The organism is Streptomyces sp. G-G2 (genome assembly GCF_030063135.1).
Classification (GTDB): domain Bacteria; phylum Actinomycetota; class Actinomycetes; order Streptomycetales; family Streptomycetaceae; genus Streptomyces.
Genome location: NZ_JASISO010000005.1, coordinates 61,324 through 76,426, shown reverse-complemented (window position 1 = coordinate 76,426; position 15,103 = coordinate 61,324). Strand labels below are relative to the sequence as shown.

The following is a 15,103-nucleotide window of genomic DNA, read 5'->3' as shown; positions in this document are numbered from 1 at the left end:
AGATTTCTATAGTGCCTTCTAAATTTAGAGGTGTCTCCACAAAGAGGCAAGAGCCACGAGGGCGGCGGACCGGGGGGGGGACCGACCGCGCCGCGAGTCCCCTATCGTGGGTCCGGACGACGTGAGCTGGAGTGCAGGGGGATCCGCGTGGCCACATCCCGAGCCCTCGGGGCTCCCGAGGCTGGGGAGAAAGCCGCTCGGTCCGGCCCCCGGCGCACGCTGAACAGCCTGTTGTGGGCCGTGCTCATACCGCTGGCGGCCACCGCGGCCGGCTTCCTCGCCCAGTACCCCTACGGCATGCTGTGGGCCGGGGTGGTCCTCGCGCTCGGCGCGGCGGCCGCCGCGGCGATCGTGGCGGGCGGCATCTGGAACCGGGCGGGCGCCGCGACCATCGCGTCCGTCGCCGCCCTGGCGCTCGCGCTCTTCGCCGGGCCCACCCTGTACGAGCTGTACGTGAAGCAGTTCGGCGAGCGGGTCGACGCCCTGGTCGCCGACACCGGGAAGCGCGTGAACGCCAAGGGGACGGAGCTGGCCGTCTGCCGCCTCGTGGATACCTCGGGCAGGGTCCAGGACGTGTCCGAACAACAGAACTGCCACGGCCAGTTCACGCCGCAGCAGCACGTCGTCCTCTTCTCGGACCCGCTCGGCGGCCTCGATCCCTGGGTGGAGGCCACGGCAGACCCGGCTCTTGACGGTGTCGGATCGGGGATCACCGGCGCCCTGTTCGGGCTGACAGGCGCGGCCTTGTTCTCCGCCGGCCAGCGCCGACGCTCCGACCAGGAGGTGGCGGTGGCGCTGCGCCGCAGGTACGGAGCTCCGCGCCGATCGGGTGAGTGACGTCCCACTCGCAGGCGGTCCCGCCGGTGCCGGACGCCGCTCCTCAACGGGCAGACATCGCCCGACGCGGCACTAGGCTTTCGATCATGCACAAGAAGATCATCGGCATAGCGGGAGTCGTGAGCGCGGGCCTGCTGGCCACAGGGTGTGGGGGCGCCGGCTCGAAGGGCGCCGCGCCGCGGCCGTCCATCAGTCAGCTGCCGAACAGGCTGGATCGGCCGGGCCCCCGCCCGGAGGGTGAACTGCGGCCGTCTCCGGCCGCTGACGCGCCGTTCGCGGCGAACCTGGAGTACGAGCTCCGCAAGAAGACCCTCTCCCTGGCCAACGCCACCGGTGAGGTGACTGCCGAGTGCCCGAAGGACGTGGGCTCGAAGAAGGGCTCCACGGCCCTCTGCACCTCCCACTACAAGGGTGCGGAGGTGCAGTGGGACGTCGCCATCGGCGACACGTCGGTCTGGTCGGACAACTACGTGACCTTCACGGCGACCCCCCGCAAGGGGATCATGTCGAGGGAGGGCGTTCAGCGGATCATCTTCGGCAACGCCGATGGCACCTTGGACTACATCCGGTGCAACGACATCCCCGAGGCCGTCACGGTGCCCATGGGGCCGACCCCGTACACCTGCCAGCAGGTCATGAAGGACGGCCAGTTGTACTACCCGCAGCCGATGCGCGCCACCGAGGACGGCCCGCGGGCGTACTGAGGCGCGGCTCCGGCAGGTGTGCCCGCACCGAGCCGCGCAGACCCGGCGTGCGGCGCCGCGGTCGCCGGTAGCGTGGCAACGGCCAACACGAGGAGGGGCCATGACACGACGCAAGTCCGCGGCCGAGGTGTTCGACGCGCTGGGTGAACGGTACGAGGACCTGTTCGGGCGGGTGCCGGAGCAACTGGAGGCCCTGGACTGGCTCACGGCCCGGCTGCCCGCCGGGGCCCGGGTGCTGGACGTGGGCAGTGGCACCGGTCGCCCCGCGGCCGAGGCGCTCGCCGGGGCCGGGCACGCCGTGACCGGCATCGACGTGTCGGCGGCCATGGTCGAGGCGGCCCGCGCGCTGGTTCCGGGCGCGCGCTTCGAGCAGGCCGATGTCCGCACGTACGCACCGGAGGAGGGCGGCTTCGACGCCGTGTGCTCCTTCTTCCCGCTCCTGGTGATGGACCAGCCCGAGATCGAGGCGGCCCTCGACCGGATGGCGTCCTGGGTCGCGCCGGGCGGGTACCTCGTCCTGGCCACGGTGCCGGGAGACATCCGGGGGCTGGACATCGAGTGGATGGGCCACCCCGTCACCGTGAGCAGCCTGTCCGCGGAACAGCACCTGCGGCGGCTGACGGAGGCGGGCCTGGAGGTGCTGCACCACCACACGTCGCCCTTCGTCCCCGCCGATCCGCTCGCCGGTCCCGAGGAACACTTCTTCTGCTACGCGAGGCGGCCCGCGCTCACCGGCAGCTGACCGACCCGGTCGGCGGGTGGACCGCGGTGATCCCGGCGAGGATGAGAGCGATCCCGGCGAGGAACTGCTCGCGGTCGTGGTGCTGCGCACCTGGGCCGCGACGGCCCGGGTGAACGGGTACTCGTCGGGGTCGAGCCCTTCCCACGCCGTCGACGCGGCGTCGAGGAACTCGGCGCGGTCCGCGTCGGGCCCGAGACCGCGGGCGATCGCGGTGTTCGCGGCGTTCTGTCCGGCGGCGCCGAGGATGTAGTGCACCAGCGCCGAGGTCACCGTGAACCAGTCGGCCTCGTGCACGCCGAGCGCGCGGACCTGGCGGCCGGTTCAGATGCCCATGTTGGCGAGAGCCACGCCGATGTTCCGCAGGGTCACGGCGAGAGCGGGATGGTCGATCTCGAAGCGCTCCACGGCCAGGTTGACGCCATCGGCGAGCTTCGGGTCCTCCGTCGCCGATTCCGCGCGGATCCGCGCCTCGATCTGCTGGCTCAGCTCCTGAAGGTGATCGCGCTCCTTCAGGGACAGGGGCGGGTTCTGCTCCAGCTGGTCCCGCAGGGTCTTCAGCTGCTCTTGCAGTTCACGAGTCGACACGGTGGATCATTCCTCTTGGGTCGGAAACCTGACGGCGCCCGGGGCGTCGGACGCGTCCTCGATCATGACGCCGGCGCCGCGCGGCTGCCACATGGGCGCGGGGAGCCGGCGGGGGCCTATGCGGTGGCGTCCGGCTGTCCGGTGGTGGGCGGGAGCCCCTCGGCCCGGTCCTCGTCGGCGTCCGGTGGACCCGGCGGCTCTTCGCCCGCACCGGCTTCCTCGTCCCCCTCCGCGGCGGTGCCCGCGTGCGTGCGGAGGTGACTGATGACGGTGTTGGAGACAGCCACGAGCGGCACGGCGACGACGGCTCCGCCGATTCCGGCGACCAGTCCACCGGTGGCGACGCCCAGGACCACGGCCAGCGGGTGGACGCGGACGGCGCGGCCCAGGATGAAGGGCTGGAGGACGTGGCCTTCGATCTGCTGGACGAGGAGGACCACGAGGAGGGACATCAGCGCGGTGAAAACGCCCTGGGTGACGAGCGCGACGACCACGGCCAGCGCGCCGGACGCGACGGCGCCGACCAGGGGGACGAAGGACGCCAGGAAGATCACCACACCGATGGGAACGGCGAGCGGCACCCCGAGGAAGTAGATGCCCACTCCGATGAACAGGGCGTCGATGAAGGCGACGATCATCGTCCCGCGGACGTACGCCGTCAGCGTGTGCCAGGCCCGCGGGCCCGCGTCGGCCACCGCGGGCCGCGCCTCGGCCGGGACGAGCTTGAGGGTCCACTCCCAGATGCGCCTGCCGTCGTACAGCAGGAACAGCGTGGAGAACATCGCCAGCAGCGCACCGGTCAGGATGTCCACCAGCACGGTCACGCCCTGGAGACCGGTCGAGGTGATTTGGCTGGTGCTGGTGCCGATCGCGTTGCTCAGGTTCTTCGCGACATCGCTGATCTGCTGCTCGGTCACGTGGAACGGGCTGTTGAGCAGCCAACGTTTCAGTTCTTCGATGCCGTCCTGAAGGCGGCCGGACAGGGTGTCGACGTTTTCGAGCACCTGCCAGACGACGAACCAGCCGACCAGCCCCAGAACGACGAACCCGCAGATCGCGGTGACGAGGGTGGCCAGTCCTTGAGACAGGCCCAGGCGGTGCAGCCGGGCCACCGTGGGCTGGAGCAGCGCGGTGATGAGGAGGGCGATGACGAAGGCGAGGACGACGATCCGGACGGCGCCGATCACCCGCATCAGCACCCACACCGTGGCGGCGAGCACGAGGAACCGCCAGCCCGCCTCCGCCGCCACCCGTACCGCCCAGGGAACCGCCCCGGCCGGATCGGGGGCGTGGGGTCGGACGCGCCGGGCCGCGGCGGCGCGCTCGCGCTCGGCCTCCGCCCCGTAGACGGCGTCGTGGCGTGCCTGGACCCGCGCGCGGCGCTCGCCCAGTGCGGCCGAGCCGTTCTTCACGCGGTCCAACCACTTGTGGATTCCGGGCATCCGGATCCTCCCTCCGTGTTCACTGCCCGTCTGCCCCCGTTCCGGCCGGTCAGCCGTGTCCGACCGGAGAAGGTCGGGGCCGTGCGCGGTCGCCCGCGCCGGGAGCCGTCGTCCCGCTCGCGGTGCGTGGCCGCGTGGAGGGAGAGCGCCGGGACAGTGATCCGACCCCGGGGCGGCAGGCAGTTCGTCGTGGGTTGGGGCCGGAACCACACACCGGGGTGTGGGCTCCTCACCGCGGCGCGGGGTCCTGTCGCGCGGGCAGGTGGAACCCGTTGAAGAGGTCGTCCATGCCACGCAGGGCCAGGCGGGCGGGAACGGCGCGGACCGCGAGGTCGCGGGCGGCCACCGCGAGCGGGTTGCGGAGAGCGCCCATGCGGCCGACCCTGCGGGCCCGGACCCGTACGGCGTCCGTGCGGTCGCGGCGGGCGTCGGTGTACGCGGCGAGGGCGGCCAGGACCGGGTCCGCACTGCCGACATCGTCCGCACTGCCCGCATCGTCCGCCCCGCCCTCGCCGCCCTCGCCGCCCTCGCGCTCTCCGGCGGGAAGCAGGTGGGCCAGGACCACTGCGTCCTCGATGGCCTGGCAGCCGCCCTGACCGAGGTTGGGGGCCATGGCGTGGGCGGCGTCGCCGAGCCAGGCGATCCGGCCGCGGTGCAGGCTGGGCAGCGGGGCGGCCAGATCGTAGAGGTCGTTCTGCAGGACGTCGGCGGGGCCGAGGCGGCCGACGTGGTCCAGCAGGGCCGGGATCGGGTCGTGCCACGAGCCGAAGCGGCGCCGAAGTTCGTCGCGGGGGTCCGCGGACCGGGTGCCCGCCGGGACGACGGCGGTGGCGTAGAGGTACAACCGGCCGTCGGAGAGCGGGGTGACGCCGAACCGCTCGCCCCGCCCCAAGGTCTCGCTCATGTCCCGCACCCGGAGGTCCGGGGCGTCCACGATGGTCCGCCAGGCGGTCTCGCCGGTGTAGCGCAGCCCCGGGTGCGCGGGAAAGTACGCACGGCGCAGCGGACTGTGGATGCCGTCGGCCGCGACCACCAGATCGGCGCGGAGGTCCTGGCCGATCGCCGTACGGACGGTCGGGCGGCCGGCGGCACCGTCCACCGCGGTCACGGCGGTCCCGTAACGCAGGGCCCGCGGCGGCAGGGCGGCGGCCAGGGCAGCGGTGAACGCCGGACGCGGGACGGCTGTCGGCGGCACACCGTAACGCGCCACCATGTCGGCGGTACGGGTCCGGGTGAGCCACAAGCCGTCGGGACGGCGTACGCCCATCGTCGTGGGCACGGCGCCGCCGAGCGCACGGGCGGCGTCCACGCCGATGGCGTCGAGTGCGCGCAGGGCGTTGGGCGCGAGGCCGATACCGGCGCCCGCGGCGGGAGGTTCCGGGGCGCGTTCGAGGACGGTGACGTCCCAGCCCCTGCGGTGGAGCGCCAGGGCGGCCGTGAGGCCGCCGATCCCGGCCCCGACCACCACTGCGTGTCGCTTCGGCATGGAACATCTCCCCGTCCGGTCCCCGCGCCCTCTACAGCCGTAGAGGATCCTCACTCTACAACTGTAGAGTGAGGGCATGTCCACCCCTGACCGCCGCATCCTCATCGCGGACACCGCGATCACCACCGTGGCCACGGTCGGCCTGCGGGGCCTGACCCATCGCGCCATCGACGCCGCCGCGGCGCTGCCGCCGGGCAGTACCTCGTACTACTTCCGTACACGCACCGCGCTGATCAGCGCCTGCTACGCGCGCATCGCGGAACTGGACCTGGAGGACTTCGAGTCGAGCCGGCCGGTCTCTCGGGAAGCGGCCGCCGCCGTACTCGGGAAGGTGCTGTGCCGCTGGCTGACCACGGGCCGGGAGCGCCAGCTCGCCCGGTACGAGCTGACCCTCGAGGCCGCCCGCACACCGGAGCTGGAGCCTGCTCTCCACCGGGCGGGCCTGGCGGCCCGCGCCCGCGCGGCCGCCATGCTCGAAGCGCTGGGCGCCGCCCGCCCCGCGGAGGCCGCCGACCTGCTGGTCGCCTGGACCGAAGGCGTGCTCTACGACCGTCTCGTCGGCGCGACGGCCCGTACCCGGCCCGTACCCGGCCCGGCACAACTCACCACGATCGCCCGCCGGATGCTCGACGCCGCCCTGGCCGGATGACGCGCGGCCGGGCCGAGTGATGCGCGGCCGGGCCGCGCGACGGTCGCCCTCGTTCGGAGAACGGGGATGGCGACGAACGACCCGTCGGGGAGCGGCCGTACCGCGCCACCCCGCGAAGTGAACGGCTCCCCCAGATGCCGAGTCGCTGGTGTGTGACTAGCCTAAGCAGATGAGAGCCGCAGTTGCGGGGAGCGTCTCGCGCCCCCCGCGGTGATGCGCCACAGCGCGAGGCTTGTTCGGAGCCTGATCAGAGGATTTGATCAGACGCTCGGTCAGAGGCTTGATCGTGTGTGCGTCCCTCTGAAGGTCCGTGGCTGGAGGCCACGTTGATGACGGAGACGCGCTCATCGGAGCCGTGGCCATTGGCGCGATCCGCGCACATCCCTTGCGCGGAAGAGCGTGGCTCCGTGCCGCCGCGAGCGGCACCCCATCGAGGAAGGTTATGACCATGCAAGCACTGAGAGTGAAGCGGCTCTTCGCCGTGTCCGCCATCGGTGTTCTGATGGCGGGTGGCGCCGCCCTCGGAGCAGCCGGTACGGCCTCCGCGGCAACGCCCACCCACTCCGTCACCTACGTCAGCCACGGCGGCGGCGGCTGGGACCACGACAACAGCGACTACAACGGCTACCACCACGGCTGGTACGACAACGATGACGACTGGGGCGGCTGGGACGGAGGCCACGACGGCGGCTGCTGACCGGGCACACCGCTCGGCACGACGGGGACGGGCCCGCAGGTGAGCCCGTCCCCGTCCGTCGCGCGTACGACGCTCCGCGGGCGGGTCTCTTCGAACGGAGCCGCGGGACGCGACTCCGTGGCGAGCGCGAGCCCGCTATGCACCACAGGCATATGATGTTGCTCGTGACGCAAGAAGCTGGTGAGCTGGACGGCCTGGTACGCAAACGGATCCGGGCGCTGCGGGTGGCACAGGGCTGGTCGCTGGGGGAGCTGGCCTCCCGCGTCAAGGTCAGCCAGTCCACGCTCAGCCGCATCGAGAACGGGCAGCGCCGACTCACCCTCGACCAACTGGTCGCCCTCGCCCGCGCACTGGACACGACCCTCGACCAACTGGTCGAGACGGCCGCGGACGACGTCATTTCCAGCCCGGTGATCGACGCGGCCCACTCGCTGATGCGCTGGCCCGTCAAGGCCGATCCGGGCATGACGGTCGTCCGCCAGCGCATGACGGACCCGCCGCCGGAGAACCTCGCGCGCATGCGCGCGCACCCGGGCCGCGAGTGGCTCGTCGTCCTGTCCGGTACGGCCACCCTCCTGCTGGGCAACCGCCGCTTCCGGATCGAGACCAACCAGGCCGCCGAGTTCCCCACGATGCTGCCCCACGCCATCGGCGCCGAGGGGGGACCGTGCGAGATCCTGGGCATCTTCGACCGCGATGCCCGCCGCGGCCACCAGCGCGGCGAGGACGGCGCCCCGGCGGCCCCCGCACCACCCCGGAAAGCATGACCCGCTTGCGCTTTCGGCAACCGGGCGGGGAATCGTCTTGCGCATCGCGGAAGGGGGCGGGCCCCGGGCACATGACCGCCTTAGCGTGGCACGCATGACCCACCCCACGCCGCACACGGCACACCACGGCGCCCACCCCACCCAAGCCGCCCACCAGCACGGTCACTCGAGCGATCACGCGCAGGCGCCGCACGACGCCGACCAGACAGAAGTCCTCGACCTGGACGCCGAAGTCCTCGCCGAGCACCTCGCCGCCCTCACCGACTGGCTCCCCGTCGCAGCCGCCCCGCGCCACATCGTCGACCTGGGGGCCGGGACCGGCGCCGGTACCCTCGCCCTCCTCGCGCGCTTCCCCGACGCCTACGTCACCGCCGTCGACTCCTCCCCCGTACACCTGAGCCGTCTGCGGGCCAAGGCGTGCGCGCGGGGAGTGGACGATCGCGTGCGGACCGTCCAGGCCGACCTCGACACCGCGTGGCCGGACCTCGGCTCACCCGACCTCGTATGGGCGTCGGCCTCCATGCACCACATGGCCGACCCCGCCCGCACCCTGCGCCAGGTCCACGGCGCGCTCGCGCCCGGCGCCCTGTTCGCGGTCGTCGAGCTGGCGGGTCTCCCGAGCTTCCTGCCCGCTGACGCCCCGCGGGAGGCGCCCGGCCTGCTGGAACGCTGCCGGGCCGCCGGCGATCGCCCGCACGCCGCGCACCTGCCGCACCGGGGCGCCGACTGGGGCCCGATGCTCACCACCGCCGGGTTCACCGTCGAAGCCGAACGTACGATGACCGTCTCCATCGAGAACTCCCGCTCCGAGGCCGTGGGCCGCTACGCCCTGGCGAGCCTGCGGCGCATGCGCCCCGCGGCCGCCGCCGAGCTGTCCGCCGACGACCTCGCCGTACTCGACCGGTTGCTCGACGCCCACGGCCCGGACAGCATCCTGCGCCGCGAGGACCTCGGGGTGCGCACCGAGCGCGCCGTCTGGGCCGCCCGCCGCTGACCGGACCAGTCCGAAGGGCCGGCGCGCGGCCGGACTGCTGAACCGGAGCGTCCGCAGGAGTCGGGGGGCCGCCGAAGGGGCACGCAGCACGTGTGACCCCGACCGACCTGCGCCCCGCGGCGCCGCCCCGCACCACTGCCCGACGGGCGTTGCTCGCCGGTTCGGTGGGCAACTTCGTCGAGTGGTACGAGTTCGGCGTGTACGGCTGCTTCGCCACCGTGATCGCCGCCAACTTCTTCACCCCCCGGGCCGGGGCGGACGCCGCGGGAGCGGGGGTCGGAGCCGGGGCGCTCGTGGCGACGTACGCCTCCTTCGCGCTCGCGTTCTTCTTCCGCCCGGTCGGCGCGCTGCTCTTCGGCCGCCTCGGCGACCGCTTCGGCCGACGCCCCACCCTCCTCCTCGTCGTCGGCCTCATGACCCTCGCCACCACCCTGATCGGCTTCCTTCCCACCCAGGCCGCCATCGGCGCCGCCGCACCCTGGCTGCTCACCGTCCTGCGTGTCCTCCAGGGGCTCTCGGCGGGCGGTGAATTCGGCGGCGCGGTCTCGCTGATGACGGAGTACGCGCCCGTGGGCCGCCGCGGCCTCTACGGTGCCTGGCAGTCCTTCACCGTCGCGCTCGGGCTGCTCGCGGGCGCCGGGACCGCCGCCGCCCTGGCGGCGGCCCTGTCCGGCCCGGCCCTGTACGCCTGGGGGTGGCGGATCCCCTTCCTGCTGGCCCTGCCGCTCGGCCTGGTCGCGCTGTGGCTGCGCACCGCCCTGGCGGAACCACCGGTGCACTCGCAAACCCCGGAGCACGGGAAGCCGCCCCGCCGGGGGGAGCTGGCGCGGGCCGTCGTCCTCGGTACCGGACGGGTGATGGGCTGGTCGGCGGCCGGGTACACCTTCCTCGTCGTCCTGCCGTCCTACCTCCAGGCCGCGCGGGGGGCCACCCTCCGGGAGGCCCTGCTGGCCACCGCCCTAGCCAACCTCGGGTTCGCCCTGACGGTCCTCCCGGCCGGGCGGCTCAGCGACCGGACCGGGCGCCGCCCGGTCATGCTCGGCGGCGCGCTCGGTGTGGTCGTCCTGGCCCTTCCGCTGCTGCGGCTCCTCCAGTCTCCCGGGGCCTCCCCCGCGATCAGGGCCGCCGCCGTGCTGGTCGCGGGCGCGCTGGTCGGGCTGATGGCGGGGCCCGGGCCCGCGATGCTCGCCGAGATGTTCCCGCGACGGGTGCGCTGCACGGGCCTGGGGCTGGCCTACTCCCTGGCCAACGCGGTGTTCTCGGGCTGCGCGGGGCTCGTCATCACGGCGCTCGTCGCCCGGACGGGGGACACCGCCGTTCCCGCCTACTACGCCGCGGGCGCCTGTGGCGTCAGCGCCCTCGCGCTGCTCACGCTGCGCGGCAACGGCCACCGGGAGCCGCTGCGATGAGGGTGATCGGGCTGATGTCGGGGACCTCGTACGACGCCATCGACGCCGCCGCCTGCGATCTCCGGCAGGAGGGCGAGGACAGCGGGACCCTCTCCCTCACACCGCTCGGCATGGTCAGCGAGCCGTACCCGGCGGCCCTGCGGTCGGCACTCGAGGCGGCCCTGCCGCCCGCGGCCACCACCCTGGCGGAGGTCTGCCGCCTCGACACCGGCATCGGGCAGGCCTTCGCCCGGCTCGCGGTCCGCGCGGACCGTGAACTGTGCGGTGGCCGGGCCGAGTTGATGGCCTCCCACGGGCAGACCGTGTACCACTGGGTGACGGACGGGAGCGTGCACGGCACGCTCCAGCTCGGTGAGCCCGCCTGGATCGCCGAGGCCAGTGGCCGCCCGGTGGTCTCCGGCTTCCGGCCGCGCGATGTGGCGGCGGGCGGCCAGGGCGCGCCGCTGGTGGGCCTGATCGACCTGATGCTGTTGCGCGGGCGGCCGGGTGTGCCCGCGGCCCTGAACATCGGGGGGATCGCGAACCTCACCGCCGTGCCGCCGACCGGTGATCCGGTGGCCTTCGACACGGGTCCGGGCAACGCGCTGATCGACGCGGCGGTGCGCGAACTGACCTCCGGGCGGCTCGCGTACGACGAGGACGGCGCGCTCGCCGCCACCGGGCGGGTCCACGCGCCCCTGCTGGAGCGGCTGTTGGCGGAGCCGTACTACCGGCTGCCCGCGCCCCGGACCACGGGCAAGGAGCTCTTCGACGCCGGCTACCTGAGGTCCCGGCTGGCCGGCCTCGGGCCGCTCCCGCCCCGGGACGTACTCGCGACCCTCACCCGTCTCACCGCCCGGACCGTCGCGGACGCGCTGCGGCCGCTGGGGGTGACCGAGGTCTTCGCATCGGGGGGCGGCGTCCGCAACCCGACGCTGACGGGGATGCTCCGGGAGGAACTGGGCGCCACAGCGCTGCGTACGTCGGACGAGCTGGGCCTGCCCGCGGCGACCAAGGAGGCGTACGCCTTCGCCGTGCTCGGCTACCTGACGCTGCACGGCCTCCCGGGCAACGCGCCCCGGTGCACGGGGGCGTCCGGTCCCCGCGTCCTCGGCTCGCTGACCCCGGGCAGCCGTCCCCTGCGGCTGCCCGGCACGGCGGCCCGCGCCCCGTACGCCCTGGCGGTGCGGGACCCGAGCTGAGCCGATGGGCCGACCGCTCGACGGCGGGCCGCCGGAGAGCGGGGTGGGGTCGTGCGACAGGACGGAGGAGGAAGGGAAGGAGGGGGAAGGCGGCTGAGGAGGAAGAGGCACTCCTTGCCACTCTTAACTTCTAGCGCACCGGGGGGCTTGCGGCAAGGCCCCCGCGCTGCCGCAGAATGTCCGGCTGAGGGCAGAATCGGCGGAAACAGGGGTCGGGGATGCGGGTGTTGTTGTCGACGTACGGGTCGCGGGGGGACGTCGAGCCGTTGGTGGCGCTCGCCGTGCGGCTGCGGACGCTGGGCGCTGAGGTGCGGGTGTGTGCGCCGCCGGGCGAGGACTTCGCGCGGCGGCTGGCAGGGGTCGGCGTGCCGCTGGTGCCGGTCGGGTCCGTCCGCGCGTGCGCTGACGACCTCGGCGCCGCGGCCGTCGTCCTGGCCGTCGTCCCTGCCCCAGCGCGCGGCCGAGGTGATCGCCGCCCAGTTCGACGTGGTCATGGCGGCGGCCGAGGGATGTGACGTGCTGGTGGCGACCTGGATGATGCCCGCCGCGGCCGGAGCGCTGTCGATCGCCGAGAGACGGGGCATCCGCTCCGTGTCGGTGACCTTCCAGCAGCTCACCCTGCCCTCGCCGCACCACCCGCCGCCGGCGTATCCGGGGCGGCCGTTCCCGCCGGAGGTGCGCGACAACCGGGTGTTGCGGGAGCTGGACTCCGAGTCCATCGACGTGTTGTTCGGCGAGGCGCTCAACACCAGCCGGGCGGGGGTCGGCCTGCCCCCGGTGGTCAACGTCCGCGACTACGTCGTCGGCGAGCGGCCGTGGCTGGCCACGGATCCGGTCCTGGACCCGTGGCGGGTACCGGCGGACCTGGACGTCGTCCACACCGGCGCATGGGTCCTGCCCGACGAGCGGCCGCTCCCGGCCGGGCTGACCGCGTTGCTGGACGCCGGGACGCCGCCCGTGTACGTGGGCTTCGGCAGCATGCCCCTGCACGGCGCGGCGGATGCCGGACGGGGGGCCGTCGAGGCGGTCCGGGCACAGGGCCACCGGGTCCTGTTCTCGCGCGGCTGGGCCGGACTGGACCTGGACGACAGCCGGGACGATCGCGGCGACCGGGACGACCTGTTCGTCGTCGACGAGGTCAACCACCAGGCCCTGTTCGCCCGGGTGGCCGCCGTCGTGCACCACCGAGGCGCGGGGACGACGACGACGGCCGCCCGGGCGAGCGCGCCCCAGGTCGTGGTGCCCCAGTCGGCGGACCAGCCCTACTGGGCGGACCGGGTGGCCGAGCTGGGCATCGGCGCGGCACACGACGGGCCGGTCCCGGACGCCGCGTCCCTGTCGGCCGCACTCGCCACCGCGCTCGCGCCCGGGACCCGCGCCCGGGCGGCCGCCGTCGCCGGCACCGTCCGTACCGACGGGGCGACGGTCGCGGCAGAGCTGCTGCTCGCCACCGCCGCCACGTCGCGATGACCCGGGCGACGCGGCAGTTGGTCGTCCTCGCGGGAGCCGACGCTTCGTGATCTCCACGGCCTCCCGCGCCCGGCCGGTGGGAAGGCGGGGACGGGGGGCGCGACGGGCGACGCGACGGGCGACGGTGCGGCGGGGCCGGAACGGTCAGCGGACCACGTCGAAGACGTTCTTCTGCAGGCCGTTGGCGTACACCTCGTGCTCGATCAGCTTCAGCTGCTGGGTGTCCTTGTCCGTGGCGCTGAACAGCCGCTTGCCCGCGCCGAGCAGCAGCGGGAAGACGAGCAGGTGGTAGCGGTCGATCAGGCCCGCGTCCGAGAGCGCGTGGTTCAGGGAGGCGCTGCCGTGGACGATGATCGGGCCGCCCTCGCTCTCCTTCAGCGCGGCGACCTCGTCCAGCGAGCGCAGGATCGTGGTCTCGCCCCAGTTCGACACCAGGTCGCCCTCGGTGAGGGTGGTGGACACGACGTACTTCGGCATCGCCTTGTAGTCGGCGAAGTCCTCCATACCCGGCCACACCGCGCTGAACGCCTGGTAACTGGCCCGGCCCAGCAACATCGCGGCCGCTTCCCTCTGCTCCCGGCCCTTGATCTCGAACGCCTCGGGGAGGAAGTCGATGTCCTTGAACGTCCACCCCGCGTTGCGGTAGCCGGGCTCGCCGCCGGGGGCCTCCACGACACCGTCGAGCGAGACGAAGGCGGTGCTGATCAGGGTGCGCATCTGGTGGTCCTCGTTATCTCGTGTCTGGTTCTCGGCGGGTTCGGCGGCGCGTGCCCACAGCCCCCACAGGGTCGCGGGCGCACCACTCATGATCTATGACCGCCGACCGGACGGAAACTCATCGGTCGCCGTGGAGATCCACACGCTCCGGCGTCAGTGGGGACCGCAGACCTGCGGCGTACCCGGCCCGGGCCATTGCACACGAGGGCCCGCGACGGTGGGGAATCCGCGAATCCGGGGCGGTGGCGGGCCGCGGTCGCCAGGATGGGGTCCATGGAGCATGGGGATGCGGGACCGGGCGGGCCACGGCCGACGGACGGTTCGAGGCCGGTGGTGGTGCGGGTGCCGGTGGAGCCGGTGGAAGCCGCGGTGGAGGCGGACGCCGTGGACGCCGTGATGCGTGCGGGCGGGTTGGTCGTACGCGGTCCCCTGTTCGGCGTGGCGGCGCAGGACTCCGGGGAGGGCCCGCGCTGGCGGGTGGTGGTCGCGGTGACGGACGGCTGCCCGCAGCAGGCGCGCGACAGCCTGAACTCGCTCCTGTGGTTCCGCGCGAAGGACCGGGCCGAGGACCGGGCGGAGCGGCGCGCGCTGCTCGCGGCGGTGGCCCGGCTGGAGAACGAGCGGGTCGACGACCTCACGGTGGCCGGGACCCGGTACCGGGTGGTGCGCGCCGAGGAGTACGCGGGGACGGGCCCCGGGGGCATGGAGGAGCCGCGGCCCACCGATCCGGAGCCCCTCGTCCCGGACTGGGACCGCGCGGTCAGGGGTCCGGACATCGATGACGCCCTGGTGCTGGACCCCGACGCGCCCGTCGCCCCGTCCCAGGCCGCCGAGCGGCTGGCCCTGCGCGGCTTCCGCTACACCGGCGACCGGTTCCCCGAGGACGTACGGGCCGACTCGGAGCGGGCCGTGGACACCCACCCGGACATCCTGGTGCTGCCCCCCACCTTCACGGTCGTGGAACAGACCCCGGGCGGCGGGACCCCGCTCAGTGGCCCGCACGTGAGTGCGCACGCCGCCCGCAAGTCGCTGGACTTCGCGCTGACGTGGATGTGGCCCCGGATGCGCGGTCTCATCCCCGAGGACGCCGACATGCACGCCGACGCCCGCGCTCTCACCGACCCCGAGCTGACCGCGTACGTCGAGGCCGCCGACGCGCTGCGGGCGGGCCGGGTCAACCGGCTGGAGTTCCAGGACTCCGTGTACAAGATCGTACGGACCCGGCGGATGCTGCGCTGGGGCCCGGACGGGCCGGACGGCCCGCGCCCGTCCGACGTCAACTCCCAGGACCCCACACGCATCCATCCCCCGCTCGACGAGGACGGCCGCGTCCTTCCCGAGACCGGGAACGAGAACGGGGCCGGGAACGAGAACGGGACCGGGAACGACAACGGGACCGGGACCGGGAGCTGAGCCTCACCGT

General features: G+C 73.6%; 14 protein-coding genes and 2 pseudogenes. 11 read left to right on the top strand and 5 right to left on the bottom strand.

From position 1 onward, the window contains the following. Positions 1 to 240 precede the first annotated feature (240 nt). The 3 genes from QMF80_RS05985 to QMF80_RS05975 all read left to right on the top strand — a co-directional run bounded on the left by QMF80_RS05985 (position 241) and on the right by QMF80_RS05975 (position 2,283). Positions 241 to 837 (top strand): hypothetical protein, encoded by a 597-nt coding sequence (locus QMF80_RS05985; protein WP_283450190.1) that lies wholly within the window; start codon positions 241 to 243, stop codon positions 835 to 837. Between the two features lie 86 nt (positions 838 to 923). Then, entirely contained in the window at positions 924 to 1,541 is a 618-nt protein-coding gene (locus tag QMF80_RS05980; protein WP_283450189.1) for a hypothetical protein, read from the top strand. A gap of 100 nt (positions 1,542 to 1,641) precedes the next feature. Next, a complete protein-coding gene (locus tag QMF80_RS05975; protein ID WP_283450187.1) occupies positions 1,642 to 2,283 on the top strand; it encodes a class I SAM-dependent methyltransferase in 642 nt (213 codons plus the stop codon). On the opposite strand, the pseudogene QMF80_RS05970 reads toward QMF80_RS05975, so the two are convergent. The 4 genes and pseudogenes from QMF80_RS05970 to QMF80_RS05955 form a co-directional block, all read right to left on the bottom strand. Then, a pseudogene (locus tag QMF80_RS05970) lies at positions 2,270 to 2,601 on the bottom strand (TetR/AcrR family transcriptional regulator C-terminal domain-containing protein); the annotation flags it as partial. The gene QMF80_RS05975 and the pseudogene QMF80_RS05970 overlap by 14 nt on opposite strands. Positions 2,602 to 2,604: 3 nt before the next feature. Beyond that, entirely contained in the window at positions 2,605 to 2,868 is a 264-nt protein-coding gene (locus QMF80_RS05965) for a DUF4404 family protein (protein ID WP_283450185.1), read from the bottom strand. Between the two features lie 116 nt (positions 2,869 to 2,984). Further along, a complete protein-coding gene (locus QMF80_RS05960) occupies positions 2,985 to 4,310 on the bottom strand; it encodes an AI-2E family transporter (RefSeq protein ID WP_283450183.1) in 1,326 nt (441 codons plus the stop codon). 229 nt (positions 4,311 to 4,539) lie between these two features. Then, entirely contained in the window at positions 4,540 to 5,796 is a 1,257-nt protein-coding gene (locus QMF80_RS05955; RefSeq protein ID WP_283450181.1) for an FAD-dependent oxidoreductase, read from the bottom strand. Positions 5,797 to 5,872: 76 nt separating this feature from the next. On the opposite strand from QMF80_RS05955, the gene QMF80_RS05950 reads away from it, so the two are divergent. The 7 genes and pseudogenes from QMF80_RS05950 (at position 5,873) to QMF80_RS05920 (ending at position 12,963) form a co-directional block, all read left to right on the top strand. After that, the gene (locus QMF80_RS05950; RefSeq protein ID WP_283450180.1) at positions 5,873 to 6,445 is read left to right on the top strand and encodes a TetR/AcrR family transcriptional regulator; all 573 of its coding nucleotides are present in this window, start codon (positions 5,873 to 5,875) and stop codon (positions 6,443 to 6,445) included. 448 nt (positions 6,446 to 6,893) lie between these two features. Continuing rightward, positions 6,894 to 7,142, top strand: a complete 249-nt coding sequence (locus QMF80_RS05945) for a hypothetical protein (RefSeq protein ID WP_283450178.1) — start codon at positions 6,894 to 6,896, stop codon at positions 7,140 to 7,142. A gap of 155 nt (positions 7,143 to 7,297) precedes the next feature. Continuing rightward, positions 7,298 to 7,909 carry a helix-turn-helix domain-containing protein gene (locus QMF80_RS05940; RefSeq protein WP_283450385.1) on the top strand — a complete coding sequence of 204 codons (612 nt, stop codon included), beginning with the start codon at positions 7,298 to 7,300 and terminating at the stop codon, positions 7,907 to 7,909. A 94-nt stretch (positions 7,910 to 8,003) separates the two neighbouring features. Then, the gene (locus QMF80_RS05935) at positions 8,004 to 8,903 is read left to right on the top strand and encodes a class I SAM-dependent methyltransferase (RefSeq protein WP_283450177.1); all 900 of its coding nucleotides are present in this window, start codon (positions 8,004 to 8,006) and stop codon (positions 8,901 to 8,903) included. A gap of 92 nt (positions 8,904 to 8,995) precedes the next feature. After that, complete coding sequence (locus QMF80_RS05930) at positions 8,996 to 10,312, top strand: MFS transporter (RefSeq protein WP_283450175.1); 1,317 nt, start codon at positions 8,996 to 8,998, stop codon at positions 10,310 to 10,312. After that, entirely contained in the window at positions 10,309 to 11,493 is a 1,185-nt protein-coding gene (locus QMF80_RS05925; protein ID WP_283450174.1) for an anhydro-N-acetylmuramic acid kinase, read from the top strand. The genes QMF80_RS05930 and QMF80_RS05925 overlap by 4 nt, the downstream gene beginning before the upstream one ends. Positions 11,494 to 11,711: 218 nt before the next feature. After that, positions 11,712 to 12,963, top strand: a pseudogene (locus tag QMF80_RS05920) (glycosyltransferase). Between the two features lie 144 nt (positions 12,964 to 13,107). Here the strand turns inward: QMF80_RS05920 and QMF80_RS05915 are convergent. After that, positions 13,108 to 13,680: a dihydrofolate reductase family protein gene (locus QMF80_RS05915; protein ID WP_283450383.1), complete on the bottom strand. Its 573-nt coding sequence runs from the start codon at positions 13,678 to 13,680 to the stop codon at positions 13,108 to 13,110. 273 nt (positions 13,681 to 13,953) lie between these two features. Here QMF80_RS05915 and QMF80_RS05910 point away from each other — a divergent pair, with 273 nt between their 5' ends. Beyond that, positions 13,954 to 15,093, top strand: coding sequence for a DUF5954 family protein (locus tag QMF80_RS05910; protein ID WP_283450172.1), 1,140 nt, complete (start codon positions 13,954 to 13,956; stop codon positions 15,091 to 15,093). Positions 15,094 to 15,103 lie beyond the last annotated feature (10 nt).